18 protein-coding genes and 4 tRNA genes are annotated in these 18,908 nt (G+C 46.3%); 3 read left to right on the top strand and 19 right to left on the bottom strand.

Going from position 1 to position 18,908, the window contains the following annotated elements; genetic code table 11:
• Window positions 1-153 precede the first annotated feature (153 nt).
• The 15 genes from rpoB to BBW69_RS08105 all read right to left on the bottom strand — a co-directional run bounded on the left by rpoB (window position 154) and on the right by BBW69_RS08105 (window position 10,931).
• Entirely contained in the window at window positions 154-4,332 is a 4,179-nt protein-coding gene (rpoB, locus tag BBW69_RS08175) for a DNA-directed RNA polymerase subunit beta (RefSeq protein WP_188211003.1), read from the bottom strand.
• A 188-nt stretch (window positions 4,333-4,520) separates the two neighbouring features.
• Entirely contained in the window at window positions 4,521-4,892 is a 372-nt protein-coding gene (rplL, locus tag BBW69_RS08170; protein ID WP_003677916.1) for a 50S ribosomal protein L7/L12, read from the bottom strand.
• Window positions 4,893-4,950: 58 nt separating this feature from the next.
• Window positions 4,951-5,451: a 50S ribosomal protein L10 gene (gene rplJ, locus BBW69_RS08165; RefSeq protein ID WP_003677917.1), complete on the bottom strand. Its 501-nt coding sequence runs from the start codon at window positions 5,449-5,451 to the stop codon at window positions 4,951-4,953.
• A gap of 223 nt (window positions 5,452-5,674) precedes the next feature.
• Window positions 5,675-6,370 (bottom strand): 50S ribosomal protein L1, encoded by a 696-nt coding sequence (rplA, locus tag BBW69_RS08160; RefSeq protein WP_188211002.1) that lies wholly within the window; start codon window positions 6,368-6,370, stop codon window positions 5,675-5,677.
• Entirely contained in the window at window positions 6,370-6,804 is a 435-nt protein-coding gene (gene rplK / locus BBW69_RS08155; RefSeq protein ID WP_002220151.1) for a 50S ribosomal protein L11, read from the bottom strand. The genes rplA and rplK overlap by 1 nt, the downstream gene beginning before the upstream one ends.
• Before the next feature lie 101 nt (window positions 6,805-6,905).
• Window positions 6,906-7,442 carry a transcription termination/antitermination protein NusG gene (gene nusG / locus BBW69_RS08150; RefSeq protein WP_003677920.1) on the bottom strand — a complete coding sequence of 179 codons (537 nt, stop codon included), beginning with the start codon at window positions 7,440-7,442 and terminating at the stop codon, window positions 6,906-6,908.
• A 1-nt stretch (window position 7,443) separates the two neighbouring features.
• Complete coding sequence (gene secE, locus BBW69_RS08145) at window positions 7,444-7,722, bottom strand: preprotein translocase subunit SecE (protein WP_003677922.1); 279 nt, start codon at window positions 7,720-7,722, stop codon at window positions 7,444-7,446.
• Window positions 7,723-7,837: 115 nt separating this feature from the next.
• A tRNA-Trp gene (locus BBW69_RS08140) sits at window positions 7,838-7,913 on the bottom strand.
• 6 nt (window positions 7,914-7,919) lie between these two features.
• Window positions 7,920-9,104: an elongation factor Tu gene (gene tuf, locus BBW69_RS08135; RefSeq protein WP_002215366.1), complete on the bottom strand. Its 1,185-nt coding sequence runs from the start codon at window positions 9,102-9,104 to the stop codon at window positions 7,920-7,922.
• Window positions 9,105-9,152: 48 nt separating this feature from the next.
• Window positions 9,153-9,227, bottom strand: a tRNA-Thr gene (locus BBW69_RS08130).
• Between the two features lie 9 nt (window positions 9,228-9,236).
• Window positions 9,237-9,310 (bottom strand) — tRNA-Gly (locus BBW69_RS08125).
• Between the two features lie 30 nt (window positions 9,311-9,340).
• Window positions 9,341-9,424, bottom strand: a tRNA-Tyr gene (locus tag BBW69_RS08120).
• A 101-nt stretch (window positions 9,425-9,525) separates the two neighbouring features.
• On the bottom strand, window positions 9,526-9,777 hold the full coding sequence (locus BBW69_RS08115; RefSeq protein ID WP_003677924.1) for a YfhL family 4Fe-4S dicluster ferredoxin: 252 nt from the start codon (window positions 9,775-9,777) through the stop codon (window positions 9,526-9,528).
• A gap of 121 nt (window positions 9,778-9,898) precedes the next feature.
• The gene (rsmD, locus tag BBW69_RS08110) at window positions 9,899-10,468 is read right to left on the bottom strand and encodes a 16S rRNA (guanine(966)-N(2))-methyltransferase RsmD (RefSeq protein ID WP_188211001.1); all 570 of its coding nucleotides are present in this window, start codon (window positions 10,466-10,468) and stop codon (window positions 9,899-9,901) included.
• A gap of 88 nt (window positions 10,469-10,556) precedes the next feature.
• Complete coding sequence (locus BBW69_RS08105) at window positions 10,557-10,931, bottom strand: helix-turn-helix transcriptional regulator (RefSeq protein ID WP_188211000.1); 375 nt, start codon at window positions 10,929-10,931, stop codon at window positions 10,557-10,559.
• A 119-nt stretch (window positions 10,932-11,050) separates the two neighbouring features.
• Here BBW69_RS08105 and BBW69_RS08100 point away from each other — a divergent pair, with 119 nt between their 5' ends.
• The 3 genes from BBW69_RS08100 to BBW69_RS08090 are packed head-to-tail and all read left to right on the top strand — an operon-like array spanning window position 11,051 to window position 13,412.
• Window positions 11,051-11,611 (top strand): HAD family hydrolase, encoded by a 561-nt coding sequence (locus BBW69_RS08100; protein WP_188210999.1) that lies wholly within the window; start codon window positions 11,051-11,053, stop codon window positions 11,609-11,611.
• A 2-nt stretch (window positions 11,612-11,613) separates the two neighbouring features.
• On the top strand, window positions 11,614-12,378 hold the full coding sequence (locus tag BBW69_RS08095; protein WP_188210998.1) for a ComF family protein: 765 nt from the start codon (window positions 11,614-11,616) through the stop codon (window positions 12,376-12,378).
• A gap of 41 nt (window positions 12,379-12,419) precedes the next feature.
• Window positions 12,420-13,412, top strand: a complete 993-nt coding sequence (locus BBW69_RS08090) for a DNA-processing protein DprA (protein WP_188210997.1) — start codon at window positions 12,420-12,422, stop codon at window positions 13,410-13,412.
• Between the two features lie 62 nt (window positions 13,413-13,474).
• Here the strand turns inward: BBW69_RS08090 and topA are convergent, their stop codons facing one another.
• The 4 genes from topA to BBW69_RS08070 all read right to left on the bottom strand — a co-directional run bounded on the left by topA (window position 13,475) and on the right by BBW69_RS08070 (window position 18,907).
• Window positions 13,475-15,781 (bottom strand): type I DNA topoisomerase, encoded by a 2,307-nt coding sequence (topA, locus tag BBW69_RS08085; RefSeq protein WP_188210996.1) that lies wholly within the window; start codon window positions 15,779-15,781, stop codon window positions 13,475-13,477.
• 79 nt (window positions 15,782-15,860) lie between these two features.
• Window positions 15,861-16,322, bottom strand: a complete 462-nt coding sequence (locus tag BBW69_RS08080; RefSeq protein WP_108044376.1) for a DUF494 domain-containing protein — start codon at window positions 16,320-16,322, stop codon at window positions 15,861-15,863.
• Window positions 16,323-16,344: 22 nt separating this feature from the next.
• Complete coding sequence (gene dprA / locus BBW69_RS08075) at window positions 16,345-17,538, bottom strand: DNA-processing protein DprA (RefSeq protein WP_188210995.1); 1,194 nt, start codon at window positions 17,536-17,538, stop codon at window positions 16,345-16,347.
• A gap of 91 nt (window positions 17,539-17,629) precedes the next feature.
• Entirely contained in the window at window positions 17,630-18,907 is a 1,278-nt protein-coding gene (locus tag BBW69_RS08070) for a sigma-54 dependent transcriptional regulator (RefSeq protein ID WP_188210994.1), read from the bottom strand.
• Between the last annotated feature and the right edge of the window lies 1 nt (window position 18,908).

Below are 18,908 nucleotides of genomic sequence, written 5' to 3'. Positions count from 1 at the left end.
TGCTCCTTGAAGGAAGTATTTTTACCGCATGGCGGATTTTCGATATTGAGAAACGATACTTTTGATTTCAGACGGCCTAAATGCCGATTGCTTCATTCTTATTCTGAAACCGCTTTTTCAGACGACCTTAAAAGGCCGTCTGAAAACTTCTGTTTAGTAGCGTTCCAAATCGATATCCAAGCCCAGTGAGCGAATCTCTTTAACCAATACGTTGAAGGATTCAGGCATACCGGCATCGATTTTGTGTTCGCCTTTGACGATGTTTTCGTACATTTTGGTACGGCCGTTCACGTCGTCAGACTTCACTGTCAGCATCTCTTGCAGCGTGTATGCCGCACCGTATGCTTCCAATGCCCAAACCTCCATCTCACCGAAACGTTGGCCACCGAACTGAGCTTTACCGCCCAAAGGCTGCTGGGTAACCAGACTGTATGGACCGGTAGAACGGGCGTGCATTTTTTCGTCAACCAAGTGGTGCAGTTTCAGATAGTGCATCACACCGACTGTAACCTTGCGGTCAAATGCTTCGCCTGAACGGCCGTCATACAACGTGATTTGAGTTTTACTGTCGTTGAAGCCCAGTTTCTCAACCTCAGGATCTTCGCTTGGGTAAGCCAAATTCAACATTTCGCGGATTTCAGACTCTTTCGCACCGTCGAATACAGGAGATGCGAAAGATGCACCTTTGCGCAGGTTAGAAGCCAATTCGATGATTTCTTCATCTGTCAGGCTGTCCAAATCTTCTTTCTTACCGCTGCCGTTGTAGAGTTTGTTCAAGAACTCACGCAGCTCGCTGGCTTTGCGTTGCTCTTTCAGCATACGGTCGATGCGTTCGCCGATACCTTTTGCCGCCCAACCCAAGTGAACTTCCAAAATTTGACCGATGTTCATACGGGAAGGTACGCCCAACGGGTTCAGTACGATGTCTACCGGACGGCCGTCAGCCATGTAAGGCATGTCTTCAACTGGCAGAATGCGTGATACCACACCTTTGTTACCGTGGCGACCCGCCATTTTGTCACCGGCTTGCAGACGGCGTTTGATGGCGATAAATACTTTCACCATTTTTTGTACGCCCGGTTGCAGCTCGTCGCCTTGGGTCAGTTTTTTCTTCTTGATCTCATACAACTCATCCGCTTCTTCGCGTTTTTGTTGCAGGCTCAATTTAATCAGTTCCAACTGTTTGGCCAAGTCTTCGTCAGCCAGACGGATATCAAACCAATCATGTTTGCTGGACAGGCTTGCCAAATATTCGGTAGTGATTTCGCTGCCTTTAGCCAGCTTCATTGGACCACCATTGGCTTTTTGACCCACAATCATACGTTCGATACGGTCGAATGCGTCATTATCGAAAATACGCAATTGATCGCCCAAATCTTGACGGTAACGTTTCAATTCAGAATCAATAATGGATTGAGCACGTTTATCGCGTTGGATACCTTCACGGGTAAAGACTTGGACGTCGATAACGGTACCGCTCATGCCGGTAGGCATACGCAATGAAGTATCTTTTACGTCAGATGCTTTTTCACCGAAGATGGCTCGCAGCAGTTTTTCTTCAGGAGTCAGTTGGGTTTCACCTTTAGGCGTTACTTTACCTACCAAGACGTCACCAGCTTCTACTTCTGCACCGATGTATACGATACCGGATTCATCCAAACGGTTTTGCATACGTTCGGACAAGTTCGGAATATCGCGAGTGATGTCTTCTGCACCCAATTTAGTGTCACGTGCAACAACGTTCAACTCTTCAATGTGAATCGAAGTATAACGATCGTCCGCTGCCACTTTTTCGGAAATCAGAATCGAGTCTTCGTAGTTGTAACCGTTCCATGGCATGAAGGCGATGGTCATGTTTTGACCCAAAGCCAACTCGCCCAAGTCAGTAGATGCACCGTCGGCCACCAAGTCACCACGTTGCAACACATCGCCTGCTTTTACGGCCGGACGTTGGTTGATGTTGGTAGATTGGTTAGAACGGGTGAATTTAACCAAGTTGTAAATATCGACACCCACTTCACCTGCAGTCGCTTCATCGTCATGAACACGAACCACAACGCGGTTGGCATCTACATACTCAACCACACCGCCGCGACGGGCAACGATTGCAGTTGCAGAGTCAACGGCAACAGAGCGCTCGATACCGGTACCAACCATCGGTTTTTCAGGGCGCAGACACGGTACGGCCTGACGTTGCATGTTGGCACCCATCAATGCACGGTTCGCATCATCATGTTCCAAGAATGGAATCAGAGATGCTGCAACGGATACTACTTGACCGGTTGCCACGTCCATATATTGAACGCGGTCAGGCGTTGCCATAATGGTTTCGCCTTTTTCACGACAAGTGACCAAGTCGCCAATCAAATTACCGTCTTTGTCCAAATCGGCATTTGCCTGTGCAATCACATAACGGCCTTCTTCGATAGCAGACAAGTAGTCGATTTCTTCAGTTACTTTGCCATCGACAACACGGCGGTAAGGTGTTTCCAAGAAGCCATAATCATTGGTACGCGCATAAACGGACAATGAGTTGATCAAACCAATGTTTGGACCCTCAGGTGTTTCAATAGGACATACACGGCCATAGTGGGTCGGATGTACGTCTCGCACCTCAAAGCCTGCACGTTCGCGAGTCAAACCGCCCGGGCCCAATGCAGATACACGGCGTTTATGGGTTACTTCAGACAATGGGTTGGTCTGATCCATAAATTGGCTCAATTGGCTAGAACCGAAGAATTCTTTAATCGCGGCAGAAACAGGTTTCGCATTGATCAAGTCATGCGGCATCAAGTTCTCAGATTCTGCTTGGTTTAAACGCTCTTTAACTGCACGTTCTACACGAGCCAAACCGCTGCGGAATTGGTTTTCAGTCAACTCACCCACAGAACGAACACGACGATTACCCAAGTGGTCAATATCGTCTACTTCGCCATGACCGTTACGCAGTTCAACCAATGTAGCAATGGAAGCAACAATGTCTTCAACGCTCAGAACGTAACCGCCTTTTTCAGCTGCTCCGTCCAAAGTTTCGTTTAACAAACGGCCATACCAAGAGTTTTGTTGTGCTTCAGACAGTTTTTGCTCGTATGTACGCGTATTAAATTTCATACGGCCTACGCGAGACAAATCATAGCTGTCTTCACTGAAGAACAAGCGGTTGAAGAGCTGCTCAACAGCTTCTTCGGTAGGCGGTTCGCCAGGACGCATCATGCGGTAAATCGCTACGCGTGCAGCTTGCTGATCAGCAGTTTCGTCTGTACGCAGAGTGCTGGAGATGTAACCGCCTTGATCCAATTCATTGATATAGAGGGTCGTAATTTCTTTTACGCCATGGATATCAAGTTTAGCCAACAATTCTTCTGTAATTTCATCGTTAGCAGAAGCCAATACTTCGCCGGTTTCCGGATCAATCAGGTCAGCAGCCAATGCTTTGCCTATCAGGCTTTCTGGCTCTACATCCAGACGAGTCAAGCCTGCATTGGTAATATCACGGATATTTTTCGCAGTAATGCGTTTACCCTTGGCAACCAGTACATTGCCTTCTTTATCCAAGATATCAACTTTGGCAGTTTCACCTTTCAGACGGCCTGCAATCAGATCAGTTTGAACACCGTTTGAAGACAAATAGAAAGTTTCTTTGTCGTAGAAAATATCCAAAATTTGTTCATTGTTGTAGCCTAAAGCTTTCAACAAAATCGTAACCGGCATTTTACGACGGCGGTCGATACGGAAATACAGCAAATCTTTCGGATCAAATTCGAAATCCAACCATGAACCACGGTAAGGAATAATACGAGCAGAGAACAACAGCTTACCGGAAGAATGTGTTTTACCACGGTCATGCTCAAAAAACACGCCGGGAGAACGGTGCAGCTGGGAAACAATCACGCGCTCCGTACCATTGATAACAAAAGAGCCACTTGGCGTCATCAATGGTATTTCGCCCATATACACTTCGTTTTCACGAACTTCTTTTACAGTCGGCTTAGATGCTTCTTTATCCAAAATTACCAAACGGATACGGGCACGCAATGGAGCAGCATAAGTAATACCGCGCAATTGGCATTCAGGAATATCGAACAAAGGCTCGCCCAATGTGTAATGCACAAACTCCAAGCGCGCATAACCGTTATGGCTCACAATCGGGAAAATAGAATTAAATGCTGCTTGCAGACCATCATCAGTGCGTTGGTCAAAAGCATTTTCCAGCTGCAAAAATTTCGCATAAGAATCAATTTGGGTTGCCAGCAGGAAAGGAACATCTAAAACATTCTCTCGCTTTGCAAAACTCTTACGGATACGTTTTTTCTCGGTAAACGAATAGCTCATATACACTCCGAAAAGCAATTTTAAATAATAGGCCGTCTGAAAAACGGTATGCATCAATCTGATATTTACATTTATTTGCAATGATTTTATAAAGACCATGCAAATAAATGTAAACAATGGCTGATGTTTATTTTAAGAAGCAAAATAAGGCTGGCAGAAAACTGCCAGCCTTCATAGGAAGCATCAAATTATTTGATTTCGACTTTAGCGCCGGCTTCTTCCAGTTGTTTTTGGATGTCTTCAGCTTCAGCTTTAGAAACACCTTCTTTCAGAGTTTTAGGTGCACCGTCAACGATGTCTTTAGCTTCTTTCAGACCCAGACCAGTGATAGCGCGGACAACTTTAATCACGCCAACTTTTTGATCACCGGCAGAAGCCAATACTACGTCAAATTCAGTTTTTTCTTCAGCAGCAGCTGCACCAGCACCAGCAGGACCTGCAACTGCAACTGCAGCAGCAGAAACACCAAATTTTTCTTCAAAAGCTTTAACCAGGTCGTTCAATTCCATTACGGTCAAAGAACCAACGGCTTCCAAAATGTCTTCTTTAGTAATAGCCATGCTATTTATACTCCAAATATTGTATTAAAAAATAATTGATTAAATGAAACAAAATCGATTAAGCGGCTTCTTCGCCAGCTTTTTTCTCTGCCAAAGCAGCCAAACCACGCGCAAGGCCTGATACAGGAGCTTGCATAACGAACAACAGTTTGGACAACAGCTCTTCGCGACTTGGAATAGAAGCCAACTCAGCAACCTGAGCAGCATTCATTACTTCACCATTGTAAGAACCGGCTTTAACGACAATTTTGTCATCTTTTTTCGCGAATTGGTGCAGCACTTTAGCAGCAGCAACAGCATCTTCAGAAGCAGCGTAAACTAACGGACCAACCATTTGATCAGCCAAACCTGCGAATGAAGTACCCTCTACTGCGCGACGAGCCAGAGTATTTTTCAGAACGCGCAAGTAAACGCCTTCTTTACGTGCATTCGCACGAAGCTCAGTCATGCTGGAAACACTGATACCGCGATATTCAGCGACTACGAGAGTTTGAGCGTTAGCAATTGCTGCGCTAATTTCCTCTACGGCCACTTTCTTGGTTTCAATATTGAGACTCAAGGTCTACCTCCCACTGTTTATAAACAGGATACCGAAATGATATCCCACCAGCGCGGTAACCTAAAAAGACATCTTACAAGCAATCTTGCAATGTGTTTCAGGACTACCGTCTGCGTAGGGCAGTTACAATTAAATCTTACGATCCCTACGGTCTTGGACATCTACTTAATTTTAAGTAGCCCAAATTCAGATAATCCAGAAAACCGGATTACCTGAAAATTTCTTAGTTGTTCACGCTTGCAGTATCAACGCGAACACCCAAACCCATAGTGCTGGATACAGCAACTTTTTTCAGATACTGACCTTTAGCAGCAGCAGGTTTAGCTTTGACGATAGCATCCAACAACGCATTGAAGTTTTCTTTCAAGTCAGCTTCAGCGAAAGAAGCACGACCGATAGTTGCGTGAACGATACCGGCTTTATCTGTACGGTATTGTACTTGACCTGCTTTTGCATTTTTAACTGCTTCAGCAACGTTAGGAGTAACAGTACCTACTTTGGGGTTTGGCATCAGACCACGAGGACCCAAGATGGTACCCAACTGACCAACAATACGCATTGCATCAGGAGAAGCAATAACAACGTCAAAGTTCAGGTTACCAGCTTTGATTTCAGCTGCCAGATCCTCAAAACCGACAATATCTGCACCAGCTTCTTTAGCAGCATCTGCATTTGCACCTTGAGTAAATACAGCTACGCGAGTTGTTTTACCGGTACCTTTAGGCAGAACGACTGAACCACGAATAACTTGGTCAGATTTACGAGGGTCAATACCCAGGTTGAAAGACACGTCAACAGACTCGTCAAATTTAGCAGTAGCAGCTTTTTTAACCAAAGCAATTGCTTCGTCGATTGCGTACAGTTTGTTAGCTTCAACAGAAGAGCGCAGAGCTTTCAAGCGTTTAGATACTTTAGCCATTATACAACACCCTCCACATCCAAACCCATTGAACGAGCAGAGCCGGCAATAGTACGAACAGCAGCATCCAAGTCAGCAGCAGTCAAATCAGGCTCTTTAGTTTTAGCAATTTCTTCCAACTGAGCGCGGGTCAGTTTACCCACTTTGTTAGTCAGAGGATTAGAACTACCTTTTTGCAGACCGGCAGCTTTTTTCAACAAGATAGAAGCCGGCGGGGTTTTCATCACAAAAGTGAATGATTTATCCGCAAATGCAGTAATAACGACTGGAATTGGCAAACCAGGTTCCATACCTTGGGTTGCAGCATTAAATGCTTTACAGAATTCCATGATATTCAAACCACGTTGACCCAAAGCAGGACCAACTGGGGGAGATGGATTGGCTTTACCTGCAGGAATTTGCAGTTTAATGTAGCCGATAATTTTCTTTGCCACTTTTATAGGACTCCTAGAAACGGGTATAACGCGGAACCATTTCCGCTCCCCAAATTAATTTTTAATTTTATCGTTTTAATACTTATTTTTCAAGTATAAAATTAGTTAATCTTCTCAACTTGCCCAAACTCCAGCTCGACAGGTGTTTCACGACCAAATATCTGAACAGATACACGCAACTTGTTCCGCTCATAATTAACTTCATCAACAACACCATTAAAATCAGCAAACGGCCCCTCATTTACACGTATCTGCTGACCAACTTCAAATTCGATTTTTGGTTTGGGTTTCTCAGCACCAGTTTGAACCTGTTGCAAAATAATTTCAGCTTCTCTTTGGCTAATAGGCATGGGTTTATTAGCCGTTCCCCCGATAAATCCGGAAACACGAGGCGTACTCTTTACAAGATACCAAGAATCATCCGTCATTTCCATTTCCACCAACACATACCCCGGATATGACTTTCTTTCACTAATAGTCTTACGACCATTGCGAATATCAACAACTTTCTCTACAGGCACCAGAATTTGTCCGAAATAATCTCCCATCTCCTCACGGGCAATTCTCTCTTCCAATGTTCGTTGGACATTCTTCTCAAATCCTGAATACGCTTGTACAACATACCATTTTTTTGCCATTTTAACCTTCCCTTCTCAGCAACACATCAAAAAATAACCATGAGATTGCCGTATCTGCCGCATAGATAAATATAGAAAGCACAGCTACAAACACTATAACAAACATAGTCATTTTGACAGCATCTTCTCGCTTGGGCCAAACTACTTTTTTAAACTCTAACCAAGAGTTTGAGAAATATGCGAAGAGCCCTTCCCTACCAATATTGGATGAAGGCTCCTTATTCCCCTCGACCAACTGACCTACCTTGGCAGTCTTTTTCTCAGACGTATGTTCTGTCATATTATTTACCCACTACAGTATCTGACTTTTCTTGATCCATACAAATGGCAAGAGAATTTACCGAATTATAAATACAAAAAAATTAACCAGCACAAGGCCGGTTAATTTTTTTATTTGGCAGGCCAAGAGGGTCTCGAACCCCCAACCCTCGGTTTTGGAGACCGATACTCTACCAATTGAGCTATTGGCCTCTAAACTTAAGCGATTACAGAAGAAACCACGCCGGCACCTACGGTACGGCCACCTTCGCGAATCGCAAAGCGCAGACCTTCTTCCATAGCGATAGGCGCAATCAGTTCTACAGTAATGGTTACGTTCTCACCCGGCATTACCATTTCTACACCTTCTTCCAAAGTAACCGCGCCGGTTACGTCGGTAGTACGGAAGTAGAATTGTGGACGGTAGTTAGCGAAGAACGGAGTGTGACGACCACCCTCTTCTTTGCTCAGTACGTATACTTCTGCTTTGAACTTGGTGTGAGGAGTGATAGTACCCGGTTTAGCCAATACTTGACCACGCTCTACGTCTTCACGTTTAGTACCACGCAGCAATACACCTACGTTGTCACCAGCTTGACCTTCGTCCAGCAGTTTGCGGAACATTTCAACACCGGTACAAGTGGTTTTTTGAGTTTCTTTCAGACCTACGATTTCGATCTCGTCACCAACGTGGATGATACCACGCTCTACACGACCGGTTACTACTGTACCGCGACCGGAAATAGAGAACACGTCTTCGATAGGCAACAAGAAAGGTTTGTCCACGGCACGCTCAGGAGTCGGGATGTAGCTGTCCAATGCAGCAGCCAATTCGAAGATTTTTTCTTCGTAAGCTGCGTCGCCTTCCAAGGCTTTCAGTGCAGAACCTTGTACGATCGGGCAGTCGTCACCTGGGAAGTCGTAGCTTGACAGCAAGTCACGGATTTCCATTTCAACCAGCTCCAACAGCTCGGCATCGTCAACCATGTCGCATTTGTTCATGAACACGATGATGTAAGGTACACCTACTTGGCGGGCCAACAGGATGTGTTCGCGAGTTTGCGGCATAGGACCGTCAGCTGCGGAACATACCAAGATCGCACCGTCCATTTGGGCAGCACCGGTAATCATGTTTTTAACGTAGTCGGCGTGACCCGGGCAGTCTACGTGTGCGTAGTGGCGGGTTTCGGTTTCGTATTCTACGTGTGAGGTATTAATGGTAATACCGCGGGCTTTTTCTTCAGGAGCGTTGTCGATTTGGTCGTAAGCTTTTGCAGCGCCACCAAATTTTTTAGCCAAAATAGTAGTCAAAGCAGCAGTCAGAGTGGTTTTACCATGGTCAACGTGACCGATGGTGCCAACGTTTACGTGCGGTTTGCTACGTTCAAATTTTTCCTTAGCCATGGCAATTTCCTATATCTAAGCTTTAAAGAAATGAATAATTGAGTAAGATGGTGCCCATGGGCAGATTTGAACTGCCGACCTCTCCCTTACCAAGGGAGTGCTCTACCCCTGAGCTACATGGGCCTAATTGTTTGGAGCGGGTGAAGGGAATCGAACCCTCACCGTAAGCTTGGAAGGCTTCTGCTCTACCATTGAGCTACACCCGCATTACTCGCTACTGCCCCAAGTAAGAATTTTGGTGGAGGGAGAAGGATTCGAACCTTCGAAGCTTTCGCAACAGATTTACAGTCTGCCCCCTTTGACCGCTCGGGAATCCCTCCAAAAGAGAGCGCTAGTTTATTAGCGGCTCGTTTCCCCGTCAAGTTTTTTTTTCACTTTATCTTAAAACAAAAATAATATTATGTTTTTAAAAGTAATTAATTTATTTAAACTGAATTATCTTCTCGTATTTCGCCATCAGTTCATCATGGGTTTCAGGGTGTTCTTCGTCAATCAAGATGCAATCAACCGGACAAACCTGCTGACACTGCGGCTCATCGTAGTGTCCGACGCACTGCGTACAGAGGCTGGGGTTGATTTCATAAATTTCCTCACCTTGAGAGATTGCATCATTCGGGCATTCCGGTTCGCACACGTCGCAGTTGATGCACTCATCGGTAATAAAGAGCGACATTTCTTTTCCTTTTCCACTAAATTATCAAAACCGTTCGGGCGCGGATTATAGCACAAAGCTTTTTTAAACCATGCTGACGCAAACGAATGTTTACAAACCAAAAATGATAATCAAGCACATATTATTCAGCCACTTGGAAAACCCTTAATTCGAATGTACTCTGCCCTGATTTCCCCTCTCTATATCCCGTCAGCCAAGCAGGTTTGTCCGGCTGCCTGCCTGCCTCGATATAGACGTATGCACCGTCATTCAGGCGTGCGCCCAATGCATTGAAAAGGCTTTCCCAACTTTGCCACGCAAACGGCGGATCAAAGAAGACGACATCGAATTTCTCTTTTAGGTTTGTCAAATAGGCAATGCCGTCCGAACAGACGATTTGCACCTGACCCAAACCCAGTTCGTGACTGTTTTTCTCAAGGGTTTGTACCGTTTGACGGTTGTTGTCTGCAATCACGACCCGTTTTGCATTACGCGATGCCGCCTCCATACCGAGTGCGCCGCTGCCTCCGAAGAGATCCAAAACCGTTTTACCCGTCAAATCCTGTCCCAGCCAGTTAAACAGCTTTTCACGCACGCTGTCGGGTGTCGGACGCAGACCGTCGGCGGATGCAAAACTCAATTTCCTGCCCCGACATTGCCCGCCGATAATGCGTACCTGGTTGCTGTGTTTGGTATGTTTGCCTGCCGCCATAATCAAAAACCTGTAAGTTCAAACGGTATTATACAAGACCTGTCAAAGAATATGCCGTCTGAAAACTTTTTTCAGACGGCATATCTGTTTAAACGGTTTCGGTCAGCTTGCGGAGCAGCTCGATTTCTTTGTCTTTTTGTTCCAACATTTCTTTACAATGTTTCAACTCCATTTTTAAAAATTCTATTTTCATCGAAACATCACCCGACGCATACAACGCAATATCGCCACCACTATCACCTTCATTAATCTGAAACACCATCCCGCCGCCCGATTTGAGCAAGTCCCACATATCGATTTTGAAAATCTGAGCCAACTGCTCCAAACGCGGGATATTCAACTGCGTCTCGCCCCGTTCGATTTTGGCATACCCGCCCGCCGACATCGCCAGCTTTTCCGCCATATCCTCCTGCGACCATTTGTTCAATTCGCGCATCAGGCGGATTTTTTCGTGGGTTTCCATAGGCTGAACTTTCTGTATAGATGGTTAAATTATTGGGATAGATTTTAAACTTTTGCTAACTGGCTAAACAAGAATGTTTTTTATATTATTCAAATAAATAGTGATTATGCACCATCTTTATGACTTACTCAAATATATCTCAACAGGATATTTTGAACTCTCCTTACAGGAATTTCCTTGTTGACTTAGATAACACTCTTATTTTTACGAATGCAGCTAATAATGCTGCGTATTTATCTGCTGCCAATTCGTTGGGATTCCCTACACTTTTTTCAAAGCATAATCAATTTAGGATTACTCGTACAGATTTAACATCACTATCAGAATCTGTGCAGCAAAAGATTTTTATTCAAAAACAAAAAATTTATCACTCTTTTCTAAACCAAACTATCCTTAATGAGACTCTATTCCAATTGCTCAAAAATAGCAATCGAGATGTTTTTCTCGTTAGTAACGCTGATGAGAATCGAGCCAACTCACTTATTGAATATCATCATCTTCACGATTTGTTCAAAGAAAAAATATTTTGCCCATCCATACCAAACAAATATGAATTTGCCCTTAAAAGGCTAAATCTCCTGCCAAATAGTGTTCTAATTTTTGATGATGACAAATTACAGCTTCAACAAGCAGCCACTTTAGGCTTGCAGACTTCACAACTTTATTTAATTGGAGAATAACAATGCCTGTTCACGATTTTATTAAAGATTATCCAGATAATAACCTTCCTCTTAAGCATCATATTATTCAGAAAGATCGCTTCCTGCGCTTCCTGCAAACAAATATTGATGCATACTATTGCTTAGACTATACCAAATTTCGTAACCCAGGGAATCCTGATTTCCTTGTTACATTTAAAAATACCTATGCAACGGCTACCGGAAAACAGTTATCTGATGCTGTACACGAACTTCTTCCATTCTATCATCAAATACTAAAGCTTCTTAAAGAAGAAAATCTCAATACGATCTGTGTTGTTCCACGTTCTAAAGCAAGGTCTTCTTATCGGGATAATCAATTATTTTTCTTAGAGGTTATTCGCAAAATAATTACTGCAATCCAATCAAAATACAGTGAGATGTCTTGTGAGGTTTCATGTTTTGATGGTTCTGACTATATTATTCGACATACGGATACTCGTACAACTCATTTGAATAAATCAGGTCATGGTGGAGATGGGGATTTACCCTACCCGGGCATAACGATGGATACTTGTTCTTTGTCAGATGAAATCCGAGGAAAACGTATTTTACTTATTGATGATATTTACACCAAAACGGTTAATGTTGATGAAGACTGCATACAGGCTTTATTGGATAAAGGTGCAGAAAAAGTAGTCCTATTCACTATTGCCCGAACCAAATCCCGCTTAGAGGATAACGTAAATACTGAAGACCTAGAAGACCTAAAAAACCTAGGTCTACTAGATATTTCCGATTTTATTTGAACAATTTGTTTTAACTTATAAAAAACAAACAGGAACTTCTCATGAAATATACAGAACATAGCTTGAATATATTAACTACTTTAGAATTTAACGGCATCGGAAACGCATGGATTATACGAAACTTAAGTCATCGCCCCCCATACGAAGAAATTGTAACTTTACTAAATAACAAGCTTTCTAAAGAAGAACAAGCAACAAATGAAACTTTTATAAGAGTAAGAAAACAAATCGAACAAAAGTTTATTGGGATTGAAAATTACTGTGATGGTGTTACTGCCATAGGAGAGCCTGACTTCCCATTAATTCGTGGTAATGTACCCGACAGTGACAAACCTGTTGTCTTATTTTATAAAGGTGACTTGTTACTTCTCAGTAAAAAAAATTCCAATGTTGCAGTTATTGGTTTATTAAATCCAGATGACCATACTTGTAATGATGAAAGAAAAGTTGTTCAAAAATTAGTGGAAAAAAACGCCGTTATTGTTAGTGGACTAGCGGTGGGCTGTGATACAGTGGCACACAAACAGGCACTACTATCATCAGGTGCAACCGTTGCCGTTTTACCAAGTCCGTTAACGGATATTTTACCTGCTAGCAATCGAGATTTAGCAGAAGAAATTGCATCAAACGATGGATTGTTGATTACTGAATATTATGAACCGCCAAAAAATCATAATGAACTTATTAGCCGTTTTATTAAGCGAGACCGTCTGCAGGCACTGTTTAGTGATGCTGTTATTTTAAGTGCCAGTTACACACCTGAAAGCATTGATAAAAAAAGCAAAAAAATTGATAGTGGCTCACGCCATGCACTTGAGAAAGCAAAACAGTATGGGATATCACGGGCTGTTATTTATGATGAAAACAACAAAGAAAACCCCAAATACGATTTAAATCGTGAATTAATTAAGGATAAAACAACGCTTGTGATTAATCCTCATCAGCCTGAAGATGCAATAAATCAAATTTTACAAGAAGTTGAAAAAACGACAACTTCTTCATCGAGCCAGGATATCCAAAGTAGTCTATTCTGATAAACAAAATGCCGTCTGAAAAGTTTTCAGACGGCATTTCTTTCATCTCAATCCCAACCGCTTCACTCTTTCGGTGCAGGCGGTTCGATTTGTTCTTTCCAGCCGCATTCTTTTTGCGGACAGACTTTTTCCACGCCCCAGCGTTTGGTGGTTTTGATAGTTAAAACCGGCCAATGACAGTTCGGGCATTCTTCGGCGACGGGAGGGTTCCAGGTGGCGTAGTTACAGTCGGGATAGGTGCTGCAACTGTAAAACAGTTTGCCGTAGCGGGATTTACGCTCGACGAGGTTGCCTTTTTTACATTGCGGGCATTGGACGCCGGTGTCTTTCGGTTTTTCCAGCGGCTCGACGTGTTTGCATTTAGGGTAATTGGCGCAGCCGATGAATTTGCTGCCGGTGCGGCTGTATTTGTACACTAGGCGACCGCCGCATTTCGGGCACTCGCGCCCGTCAAGTTCCGCCTGTTCAGCTTCGGCTTTGGCGATGCGCTCGGCGGCTTCTTCGGCAGTTTCGTTAACGTTGCGGGTGTAGCTGCACTCGGGATAACCGGCACACGCGACGAAACGACCCATTTTGCCGAACTTGATTTGCAGTTTGTGTTCGCCGCATTTCGGGCAGGTTTCGTCAAGTTCCTGCGTGGTAAATTTGGCGCGTTCGATGCCCTCTTTTTCTTCCACTTGCTTGATAAACGGCTTCCAGAATTTATCCATAACCGGAATCCATTGGCGTTTGCCGTCGGCAATTTCGTCAAGCTGGTCTTCAAGTTTGGCAGTGAAGTGGTAATCGACGTATTGGGCGAAGTGTTCGGTCAGGAATTTATTGACGATGTCGCCTGTGTCGGTGGGCATGAAGCGTTTTTGCTCAAGGGTAACGTATTCGCGGTCTTTGAGCGTGGAGATGATGCTGGCGTAGGTCGAGGGGCGGCCGATGCCGTATTCTTCGAGGGCTTTAACCAGTGTGGCTTCGTTGTAGCGCGGCGGCGGAGTGGTAAAGTGTTGTTCGCCGTAGAGTTTGTCCACGGACAATTTGTCGCCTTCGCTCATTTCAGGCAGTTTTTTGCTGTCTTCGCCTTCTTCATCGTCGCTGCTTTCTTCGTAAACGCTGAGAAAGCCTGCGAAGGTTTGCACTTGCCCGGTTACGCGGAACACGCCTTTGCCGACGGTAATATCGACGGTGGTTTGGTCGAATTTGGCGGGTGTCATCTGACAGGCGACGGTACGCTGCCAAATCATCTGATAGAGTTTGAACTGGTCTGCGCTCAGGAAAGGTTTGACGCTTTCGGGCGTGCGGTACACGGAAGTCGGGCGGATTGCTTCGTGGGCTTCTTGGGCGTTTTTGGATTTGGTTTTGTACTGCTTGGCCAAACTTGGCAGATATTCTTTGCCGATTTTGTTTTCGATGTAATGGCGGATTTCGGTTAACGCTTCATCGGCCAAATTCACGCTGTCGGTACGCATATAGGTAATCAGACCGATGGCGCCCTGCCCTACGTCTATACCTTCATAAAGCTGTTGGGCGGTACGCATGGTGCGGTCAGTGGTGAAGCCGAGTTTGCGCACGGCATCCTGCTGCATGGTGGATGTGGTGAACGGCGCGGCAGGATTGCGGCTGCGTTTTTTCTTTTCAATGGCGGTAACGACGGCCTCTTTGCCTTCGAGTTCTTTCAACACATCGGCTTGCGCGGCCTCGTTCGGCAGGTCGAATTGTTCGAGTTTCGCGCCGTTGTATTGGGCGAGTTTGGCGGTAAACTTGCTGCGGCCTTTGTGGCTGTCGAGATGCACCGTCCAATATTCCTGCGCTTCAAACGCGCGGATTTCGTTTTCACGTTCGCAAATCAGGCGCAAAGCAGGGCTTTGTACACGGCCTGCGCTCAAACCTCGGCGGATTTTTTTCCACAACAATGGCGAGAGGTTGAAACCGACCAAATAGTCCAAAGCGCGACGGGCTTGTTGTGCATCGACCAAGTCCATTTCAATTTCGCGCGGATGAGCAACCGCATCGAGTACGGCGTTTTTGGTGATTTCGTGGAACACGACACGCTGCGGCTTAATGTTTTTCAGGCCGCGTTTGGATTTGAGGATTTCCAAAAGGTGCCAGGAAATCGCTTCGCCTTCCCTATCCGGGTCGGTTGCGAGGTAGATGTTTTCGGCTTCTTTGGCTCCGGCGACGATGGCATCGACGTGTTTGGCGTTGCGTTTTATCAGCTCGTATTTCATGGCGAAATCCTGATCCGGATTGACCGCGCCGCTTTTGGGAACAAGGTCGCGGACATGTCCGTAGGACGCGAGGATTTCAAAATCGCCGCCCAAATATTTTTTCAGGGTTTTGGCTTTGGATGGGGACTCGACGATTAATAGGTTTTTCGCCATGTGTTTCCTCTGGTAATAAATGTCTCGGTTCCGGTATTTCAGACGGCATATTATCAGGATAATGCCGTCTGAACCTGTTTCAGTTCATAGTAGGTTTGTTATCGAGCAAGAGTGCGCTCATCAGCTCGTCGCCGACCAACACGGGCAGCTCGCTCTTGTTTGCCCATAAAAGCAGCAGGGTCAGCACTTTGGCGGTATCTACGGTAATTTCGTCGCCCGGAATGTGCATGAGCGCGTGAATGATGATTTCCCGCTGTTCGCAGCTTACGGCTTTTTCTTCAATCAGATACTGCATCAGCCCCATCACTTCCTGCGGCAGGTTGTCGGTTTCATCTTTGCTGTATACGCGTAATGCGCTGCTGTCGGCAGGTTCGACTGAAAATTCCGAGCTGTTGAGCAGTACTTCCATCATCATCAAGGTGTTGCCGATTTCCATGGTATCGAAACCCGCTTCTTCGAGCAGCAGACCCAAATCTTCGGGCGGCGGACAGGTATCGAAATCTTGGAAATGTTCGATGAGGTAGGCAATGACTTCGGTCATTCATGTTCCTTAAATTATGCGTTCAGGTTTGGATACGCTGGTATCTTCCGCCGGGCATGGCGGCAATGCTGCCGTCCAGTTCCAATTCCAACAGTTCGGCGTATAAGTCTGCGGCAGGCATACCCAACTGCTCGGCAAGCACATCGGGATGAACCGGGTCGAAACCCATCCTGTCCAAGATACCGCCGCCGATGGGTCGGTTCTCCGTCTTTTCAGACGGCATTTTGCCTTCAGACGAAAACGGCTGGTCGGATGCCGTCTGAACGGCAGTGATGCGCTTTTCAGGTATTCCTTTATTTATAGAATATGATGAAGCACCCTCATTTTGCAAGAGCCGCGGACACTCATGAAGGATGTCGTCCAGGCATTCCACCAATTTTGCGCCGTCTTTAATCAGTTTGTGGCAGCCTTTACTGTGTGGATTGTCTATCGAGCCGGGTACCGCCATCACTTCGCGCCCCATCTCCGCCGCCAATCTGGCAGTAATCAGCGAACCGGATTCCAACGCGGCTTCAACCACCAGCGTTACTTGCGACAGGGCGGCAATCAGGCGGTTGCGGCGCGGAAAATTGCCGGCATACGGCCGCGTACCGATGGGAAACTCGCTGACAATCAATCCTTTTTCGGCGATTTCATAGGCAAGGTTTTTATTGGACGGCGGGTAAATGCGGTCTATACCCGTCCCCCACACGGCGATGGTGCCGCCTTCTGCCTCCAGTGCGCCCTGATGGGCGGCAGTATCGATACCGGAAGCCATACCTGACACAACGGGGATATTTTGCCCGCCCAACGACTTGCCGAAATCTTTGGCAATCCGCATTGCCTGCGGCGTGGCATGACGGCTGCCGACGATGGCGGCGGAAGGTTTGTGCAGCAGTTGCACGTTGCCGCGCAAAAACAAAACCGGCGGCGCGGTTATACCCTGAGTCAGCATTTCAGGAAAATCATCATCCCGCAGTAGCAGCAGACGGCATCCGTCCCGCATTTCCCATTCCAATGCCGCTTCGGCGGCCTGCCGTGCCGCAGTACGTTTGTCGCCGCCGCGCCAAGCCTCAAGCGCCTGTTTGTGCCGTATCAGTGCCGCCACCTGTTCCGCCGGTGCGGACAAGGCATTTTGCGCACTGCCGAAATGGTGCAGCAGCAGCAAGAAACTTTCCGCACCGATATAGGGCGTAAAAGCCAGCTGCAACCATGCGAAACGTTCGTTCTCTGTCATGAAATCTGTCCCCTTATGATTTCAGACGGCATTTGCTCCAAATGCCGTCTGAAAACGGAAGCCCTGCAATCTGAAAACCGGCGGTTTGCACCTACTCTTCGGCTTTTTCACCCGCACGGCGGGAAATGCCGATACCGAGCTGCTTGAGCTTGCGGTAGAGGTGGGTACGTTCCAACCCGACCTTCTGTGCCACTTTGCTCATATTCTGACCTTCTTGGGCAATGTGGTACTCGAAATAACGCCGCTCCAATTCTTCCCTCAATTCGCGCAGCGGCAGGTTGAAATTGAACCCGCCCACCATATTTTCCGTGCCGTCCTCATGCACGCCCCGACCTAAAAGGGAAGAAACCGCCGCCGCACCGATTTCCTGCCCGTCCGCCTCCAACAACAGCGTTGCAACGACACTGCCCAACTGGTCGAAATTTCCCGGCCATTCATAACGGGTCAATGCGGCAAGCGCATCTTCACTGAATGAGGCGGGCGCAATCTTTTGGCTTTCCGCCACATTGCAGGCAATCCCCTGTATCAGGAAGGGAATGTCTTCATGCTGCATACGCAGGGGAGGAATACGGACGACCGATTCCGAAAAAAGCCCGGCCGATTTTTCTTCACATGAAATGCCGTCTGAACCTGCCGCGTGGCTGCACGAAGCAATCACCCTGACGCGGCTGTGTTCCGCCTTGCCGACAATAAAGGCAATGCCGGCTTGGATGTTGCGGCTGTATTGGGCAATATCGCCCACATATAAAACACCGCCTTCAGCCTTCTGCAACAGTTCCGTCGGCATATCAATCAGATATTCGACCCTTGCCGGACTCACCCACGGCGTACCGTTTTTATGGAAATAGCGTGCCACCGTTTCAAACGGTGAACCCGCCTCGCCCGTCAAAAGTACAGGAGAGGCACGTTTCACCGCCGCACCTACCTCACGGTTCATTTCCTGAATCGCCGCACTGTTGCCCAGCTTGTCGAATACAGGCCCCGTTTCGGTTTGCGCCGCACCGTACTTCAACGCGTTTTCGACTGTGGACAGCAGCTTTTGCAGGGAAATCGGTTTTTCCAAAAAGTCGAGCGCACCGATTTTGGTGGCTTCCACTGCTGTGTCGATGCTGGCATGCCCGCTCATCATGACGACCGGCATATTAAGCTGCCCGTTTTTCGACCATTCCTTCAAAAGGGTAATACCGTCGCAATCCGGCATCCAAATATCCAGCAGCACCATCGCCGGGCGTACCTGATGGCGCAGCTTGCGCGCCTCTTCGGCATTTTCAGCCAATGCGACCGAATAACCTTCGTCCTGCAGGATTTCCGACAGCAGGTCACGGATGCCGATTTCGTCATCTACAATTAAAATATCGCTGCTACGCATA

The organism is Neisseria sp. RH3002v2f (assembly GCF_014596375.1).
Taxonomy (GTDB): Bacteria; Pseudomonadota; Gammaproteobacteria; order Burkholderiales; family Neisseriaceae; genus Neisseria; species Neisseria cinerea.
The sequence above is the reverse complement of the archived record's forward strand: the minus strand, read 5'-3'. Positions and strand labels throughout refer to the sequence as shown.